The organism is Streptomyces sp. AC627_RSS907 (genome assembly GCF_019049165.1).
Window position 1 is genome coordinate 1 of the sequence record NZ_JAGMUE010000936.1, and the last position, 787, is coordinate 787.

The 787-nt window shown below is 75.2% G+C and carries 1 protein-coding gene; it reads right to left on the reverse strand.

Features of this window, described 5'->3' with window-relative positions:
- On the reverse strand, positions 1–787 hold a 787-nt coding region (locus KUM32_RS39545; RefSeq protein ID WP_217146569.1), incomplete at both ends, for an ATP-binding cassette domain-containing protein.

Here is a 787-nt window from a genome sequence, read left to right on the forward strand (position 1 = left end):
GCGCGTGGTGTGCACGGCGTCCAGCATCCGGCGGTCGTGGGTGACCAGCAGCAGGGTGCCGTCGTAGGAGGCGAGCGCCGACTCCAGTTGCTCGATGGCGGGCAGGTCCAGGTGGTTGGTCGGCTCGTCGAGCACGAGCAGGTTCACGCCCCTGGCCTGGAGCAGGGCCAGGGCGGCGCGGGTGCGCTCGCCCGGCGAGAGGGTGTGCGCCGGGCGCAGCACGTGGTCGGCCTTGAGCCCGAACTTGGCCAGCAGCGTGCGCACCTCGGCCGGCTCCAGTTCGGTGGCGACGGCGCCGAAGGTGTCCAGGAGCGATCCGGTACGGCTGTCCGCGGCGCGCGAACGCCCCGGCCGCGCCCCATCGCCCCCGGCTGCGGCCTGCCCCACGCCGGCGGTCTGGTCCGCGCCGGCGGTCTGGTCCGGTCGGTCATGGGCGTCGGCCGGGTCCGGGCCGTCGTCGAAGAGTTGGGCGCGGGCCTGGTCCACCTCGCCGACGATCACGCCGGAGCCCAGGGAGGCGTGTCCCTCGTCCAGCGGCAGCCGGCCGAGGAGGGTGGCGAGCAGGGTGCTCTTGCCGGAGCCGTTGGCTCCGACGATGGCCACCCGGTCCGCCCAGTCGATCTGGAGGTCCACCGGGCCGAAGGTGAAGCCGCCGCGCCGCACGCGGGCCCCGCGCAGGGTCGCCACCACCGCGCCCGAGCGGGGCGCGGCGGCGATCTCCATGCGCAGCTCCCACTCCTTGCGCGGCTCCTCCACCTCGTCGAGCCGCTCAAGGAGTCGTTCGGTC